Below are 6,205 nucleotides of genomic sequence, written 5' to 3'. Positions count from 1 at the left end.
CGTTCTGGTTTTTCTTTCCTATATTGTGATATAATAATATAATAAGAGTCAAAAAAGAAATGGGTGTCTTTTATGAGAATGGCTGATCTCCATATCCATACAACTGCATCGGACGGTATTTATTCTCCTTGTGAGATCGTTGAGCAAGCGATTGCAGTAGGATTATCTGCGATTGCGATTACCGACCATGATACAGTCGGCGGTATTATGACGCTTGATACAAACCAAGAAACACGTATCAATGTTATTGCAGGAATAGAGTTTAGTTGCAATTGTCTTGGTGAAGAGATCCACATCTTAGGCTATATGCATAATGTAAAGCATCCCAAACTACTTGCCATGGTAGATAATATATCTGTTCTGCGCAAGGAAAGATTGCTTAAGATGCTTGCTCGCTTGAATGATAGGGGATATGCTATTACGATGGATGATCTCTATCAAGCAACAGGTTCCGCGCTCTCGTGGGGCAGACCGCATCTTGCTAAAATTCTTATTCAAAAAGGATATTTTTCCACAGTTGGAGAAGTATTTGAAAAGCTCCTATACAGCGGTGGGCCTGTGTTTATTCCACGTACAAAACCCGAATATACAGAGGTCATCGAGTTGATGTATGAGATCGGTGGTATCAGTATCCTGGCACATCCCGGAATTATCAAAAACACCCAATGTATTGATGCCGTTCTTAATGCAGGCATTGATGGTATCGAGATCTATCATCCGAAAAATAATCTGGCTTGCAGACGTCGTCTTGAAGCTATTGCCAAAGACAGACAATGTATGATCACAGGTGGATCGGATTTCCACGGAATGCGCGGCAGATTCCCTGAAAAGTTGGGAATCTGGAATACCAATATATTGTATGCCGATGCACTGCAAGCAAGATTAAACGAGCAGTATAGATAAGCGCAGGAGGATTTATGGAAGTCATTGCATTAGTAGGGCCAAGCGGAACAGGGAAAAGTCACCGCGCACTGACGGTTGCCCATGAACATAAAGTCGACACTATCATAGACGATGGTATTTTAATTAAAGACAGCAAAATCATTGCAGGTCATTCCGCCAAAAAAGAAGCGAGCAAGATCCAAGCTGTTCGACGTGCTATTTTTACGCATGATGATCACGCACAAGAGGTACGTGATGCGATCGCACGTGTACAACCACAGAAAATATTGATTCTCGGTACATCGGACAACATGGTCAACAAGATCGCCAAGGTTTTGCAACTGCCTGCGATCAGCCAATTCATCTATATTCATGATATCGCTACACAGCGCGAGATCGCCAAAGCTCGTGAATCTCGTCTGAAAGAAGGGAAACATATCATCCCTGTACCGAACATTGAGCTGAAAGAGCATTTCTCCGCACTCGAGATATTCTTCACGTCCTCAAAAAATCGCCGTCGCAGACGAGTCGGCGAAAAATCGATCGTACGACCGGCTTTCAGTTACTATGGCAAATTGCTCATCTCTGATGCAGCTATCGCGTCGATCGTTGATTATGTAGCGACCCATGAATGTGAGATCACCAAAACATCGCAAGTTCGCATCAAAAACATGCAAGAGCAAGATCGTGGCGTATCGGTTTCGCTTGATGTAACGATTCGATATGGCTATCGCATCCATGAAGTGGTCAAAGCAACACAAGCCAAGATCAAAGAAGTCGTAGAAGCTATGACCGGACTGACAGTACTTGAAGTAAATATTGCTGTAAAAAGTCTTAGTATTCATTAAGGAGGTCAATCATGGACACCAACCTTGTTCTCTTTTCCGGATATGCTAAACTTCCTGCCGGCATAACAGCCAGCGAACTATATAAGACTGTTGCCATAACAGTATTAGTCAACGTAGAAACAGGCCTTATTATCGAAGCAGATTGCACACTTGCTACACATTTAGCATCGAAACATATCTCTCATGCTATCACCGGATACAACTTAAATGACGGCCCCGAGCCACTCTGTCAGATGATCGACCGCATCTATCAAGGCAATGCAAAAAAAGCCATTACAACGGCAATTCGCATCATTTGCGATAAATATCGCAATTATCACATCGAATACGAGCTCGACTAACGGCATAGCTAACGAACCAACGGATACAGAATCAACTGTATCCGTTTCTTTTTTATAAAATCTATTCCACCTGCGACATATTTTCATATCATCTTCATATATTGAACCAAACAAATATTTTTGCGATGCCTCCCATGACAGATAAGATAGGGGAGGCGGACTGCGTCAGATAGCTGCCGTCCGTGCAAAGAAGAATAAACAGGGAGTGAAGCAGATGGAAAAGTTTGACTTGTTCAGCGATATTGCCGAACGCACCGACGGCGATATTTATATCGGTGTAGTAGGACCTGTACGCACAGGAAAATCAACATTTATCAAGCGATTTATGGAAACGATGGTTCTTCCGAATATCAATGATCCATACGAGAAAGAACGTGCCAAAGACGAACTTCCGCAAAGCGCGGCAGGCAAAACGATTATGACGACCGAGCCTAAATTTATTCCGAATGAAGCAATCGAAATCGATATCAAAGAGAATGTGGCTGTCAAGGTACGTGTCGTCGACTGTGTCGGTTATACAGTCGAGGGCGCACTTGGATATGAAGAAGAATCGGGTCCACGCATGGTACTGACACCTTGGTTTGAAGAAGAGATTCCATTCCAACAAGCAGCAGAGATCGGAACAAAAAAAGTAATCACAGAACATTCAACAATTGGACTGGTTATTACGACTGATGGCAGTGTAACGGATCTTGAACGTGACAATTATCTTGAAGCTGAGGGTCGTGTAATCGAAGAACTGAAAGAACTTGAAAAACCATTTCTTGTCATCTTGAACACAAGTCGACCAAATGATAGCGTGACCCATTCGCTTGTTGCCGAGATGGAAACACGGTACAATGTACCTGTTTTGCCCATGGATTGCGCACAACTTACATACGAAGATGTATATGGTATCTTACAAGAAGTACTCTATGAATTTCCTGTTAAAGAAGTCAACATCCTCCTTCCGAAATGGGTAGAAGAACTGGAAGAAGAACATTGGCTGCACGAAAAATTCAACCACGCTGTTCAAGAGGTCACGCAAGATATTCGACGTTTACGTGATATTGATGGAGCCATCCACCTTTTATCGGAAGAACCTTTTATAGAAGAGGTCATCCTGGAAAACATGGATCTCGGCAGCGGCGTAGCCATAATAGATATTACAGCAAAGCACTCTCTTTTCTTCGAGGTCACGCAAGAGTTGACCGGATTCACAATCGAAGGAAACCATCATATTTTGCGTCTGATGCGCGATCTTGCCTCGGCTAAGCAAGAGTATGACAAACTCGCTTCCGCGCTGTCTGACGCAAAAGAGAACGGTTACGGCATCGTTATCCCGCAGATCGACGAGATGATATTAGAAGAGCCTGAGATCATCAAAAACGGTAATCGATTCGGCGTACGGTTAAAAGCCTCCGCACCATCACTTCATATCATCCGAACAGATGTCGAAGCAGAGATCGCACCGATCCTCGGCACAGAAAAGCAAAGCGAAGAATTGATACAATATTTAATGAAAGAATTCGAAGGTGAACCAGACCGCATCTGGCGTACCAACTTATTTGGCAAATCACTCAACTCGCTCGTTCGCGAAGGCATCCAAAACAACCTGGCCGATATGCCCGAAAATGCACAGACTAAAATACGCGATACACTTACCAAAATCGTCAACGACGGTAACGGTGGTCTGATCTGTATCATATTCTAAACAATATGTTCTCGGTAGCTAATAACTACCGAGATTTTTCTTTTATAAAATTTAATAAAAACTCTTGTACACAGGGGGTGAACAGTGGTATAATGTCTACTGTTAGAAGAAATTTATCCTTCAAGAGAAAACGAGGTAATAAATATGAATAAAGACCAATCTTTATTTTATCTTGTACGCGAAGAAATTCTCCCCGAAGCAATCAAAAAAACGATCAAAGTAAAAGATATGCTTAAACGCGGTGAAGTGCGTACGATCAATGAAGCAGTTGAAAAAATGGACTTAAGTCGCAGTGCTTACTATAAGTATAAAGACTTCGTGTTTCCGTTCTATGAAGCCAGCAAAGAAAAGATCGTAACTTTGACGCTCTTGCTAGAACACAAATCGGGCGTACTTTCCAAAGTACTCAACACGATCGCTTGTGAACATGGCAGTGTATTAACGATCAACCAAGGCATTCCGTTACAAGGTGTTGCTAATGCGACGATCTCAATCGAAACGGTTGACTTAGTTATCGATCTTGAAGCACTTTTAGACAAACTTCGTCTTATCGAAGGTGTCAAACGAATCGAAGTCATGGGACAGGCATAAAACAAGGAGGTATTTCCAATGGAAAAGATAATCAAAATCGGTATCCTCGGCCTTGGAACGGTCGGAACAGGTGTTGTAAAAATACTCAAAAAAAATCAAGAAGATATCGCTAAAAAAGTCGGCGCTAAAATTGAAGTGACCAAAGCCTTGGTACGCAGTCTTGATAAAGAACGTATTCTTCCTAAAGAAATGCTCACAACGAACGCAAGCGATATTCTTGACGATCCCGAGATCGACATTGTCGTTGAATTGATGGGTGGTGAAAATCCGTCACGTGACTACATGATACGCGCACTTTCTAACGGCAAACATCTTGTAACTGCCAACAAAGACGTTATCGCAAAATACGGTAAAGAGCTCTTTGATATTGCTGAAAAGAACAATCTCGATGTCATGTTCGAAGCAAGTGTCGGCGGCGGTATTCCGATTATTCATCCGTTGAAAGATTGCCTCATCGGTAATAAGATTGAAGAGATCATGGGTATCATCAACGGTACGACAAACTACATGCTCACTAAAATGACGCGCGACAATGTCGACTATCAAACAGTTCTTGCTGAAGCACAGGCAAAAGGCTACGCTGAAGCCGATCCGACAGCAGACGTTGGCGGTCTTGATGCAGCACGCAAGATCGCTATTCTTGCTTCAATCGCATACAACTCGCGTATCACGGTAGATGATGTCTATGTTGAAGGCATTACCAAAATCTCGCCTGAAGACATTGCTAACGCACGCGAGCTCGGCTATGTTATCAAACTCCTCGGCATCGCAAAAGAAGATTCCGAAAACGGCGTAGAAGTACGTGTACATCCGACGTTTATACCGAATTCGCACCCGATCGCATCTGTTAATGATGTATTTAATGCAATCTTCGTTACGGGCGATGCAGTAGGCAACACTATGTTCTACGGCAGAGGCGCAGGCGAACTTCCAACGGCCAGTGCAGTTATCGGCGATATCATGGAAGTCACCAGAAACATCCAGCACGACGTCAAAGCACGTGTCCTTTGTACTTGCTATGAAAATAAAAAAATCTGCCCGATCGAAGAAAGCCAATCGGCATTCTATGTTCGCTTACTGGTTAAAGATGAGCCGGGCGTATTTGCAAAAATCGCAGGTCTTCTCTCGGAAGAAAATATCAGCTTGAACTCCGTCATCCAGAAACGCAAAGTTAACAACTGCGCAGAAATCGTATTCGTTACATACACGGTCAAAAACGCGGCTATCCGCGAAGCACTTGCTAAGATCGAAGCATTACCTGTCGTAACGGAAATCAGCAACGTAATTCGCGTACATGAAGCTAACGAATAAAGGGAGGCTATGTTCGTGAAAACCATCAAAGTAAAAATCCCGGCAACAACTGCAAACTGCGGACCCGGATTCGACTCCATCGGTATTGCTTGTACTTACTATAACGAACTTGAAGTAACAGAACTAGATATTAACGAAATTCAGCTCGAAGTAACCGGTGAAGGAGAAGGCATCATTCCCGCAACACGCACTAATATCGTCTGTCAAGCCATTGATAAGGTTTTTGAGCGTGTAGGGTATACCTGCAAGGGTCTCCGCCTTAAAATGGAGAATAACATCCCTCTCGCACGTGGTATGGGCAGCAGTGCGGCAGCTATCGTCGGTGGACTTTTCGCCGCAAATGAGCTCAGCGGAAGCAAATTGACTCGCCATGATCTGTTTGAACTTGCAACTGAAATGGAGGGTCATCCGGATAATGTTGCACCTGCCATCTTTGGCGGTATCACAGTCAGCATCATGGAAGACGACAAACCGTCTTATTTGCGATTTATGCCACCAAAACCGCTCTACATGATCGTAGCTATTCCCGAATTCCATCT

The 6,205-nt window shown here is 43.4% G+C and carries 7 protein-coding genes; all 7 read left to right on the top strand.

What is annotated here, in order from left to right; translation table 11 throughout:
- Positions 1-72 precede the first annotated feature (72 nt).
- Positions 73-903 (top strand): PHP domain-containing protein, encoded by an 831-nt coding sequence (locus IJN28_04400; protein MBQ6713012.1) that lies wholly within the window; start codon positions 73-75, stop codon positions 901-903.
- Positions 904-917: 14 nt separating this feature from the next.
- Entirely contained in the window at positions 918-1,730 is an 813-nt protein-coding gene (locus IJN28_04395) for an Asp23/Gls24 family envelope stress response protein (protein ID MBQ6713011.1), read from the top strand.
- A gap of 11 nt (positions 1,731-1,741) precedes the next feature.
- Complete coding sequence (locus IJN28_04390; protein ID MBQ6713010.1) at positions 1,742-2,071, top strand: DUF3870 domain-containing protein; 330 nt, start codon at positions 1,742-1,744, stop codon at positions 2,069-2,071.
- Positions 2,072-2,285: 214 nt separating this feature from the next.
- The gene (gene spoIVA / locus IJN28_04385) at positions 2,286-3,764 is read left to right on the top strand and encodes a stage IV sporulation protein A (protein MBQ6713009.1); all 1,479 of its coding nucleotides are present in this window, start codon (positions 2,286-2,288) and stop codon (positions 3,762-3,764) included.
- Positions 3,765-3,908: 144 nt separating this feature from the next.
- Positions 3,909-4,355, top strand: a complete 447-nt coding sequence (locus IJN28_04380; GenBank protein MBQ6713008.1) for an ACT domain-containing protein — start codon at positions 3,909-3,911, stop codon at positions 4,353-4,355.
- A gap of 18 nt (positions 4,356-4,373) precedes the next feature.
- Positions 4,374-5,666, top strand: coding sequence for a homoserine dehydrogenase (locus tag IJN28_04375; GenBank protein MBQ6713007.1), 1,293 nt, complete (start codon positions 4,374-4,376; stop codon positions 5,664-5,666).
- A 15-nt stretch (positions 5,667-5,681) separates the two neighbouring features.
- On the top strand, positions 5,682-6,205 hold a 524-nt coding region (gene thrB, locus IJN28_04370), incomplete at its 3' end, for a homoserine kinase (GenBank protein MBQ6713006.1).

This window comes from Selenomonadales bacterium (assembly GCA_017442105.1).
Taxonomy (GTDB): domain Bacteria; phylum Bacillota; class Negativicutes; order RGIG982; family RGIG982; genus RGIG982.
The sequence above is the reverse complement of the archived record's forward strand: the minus strand, read 5'-3'. Positions and strand labels throughout refer to the sequence as shown.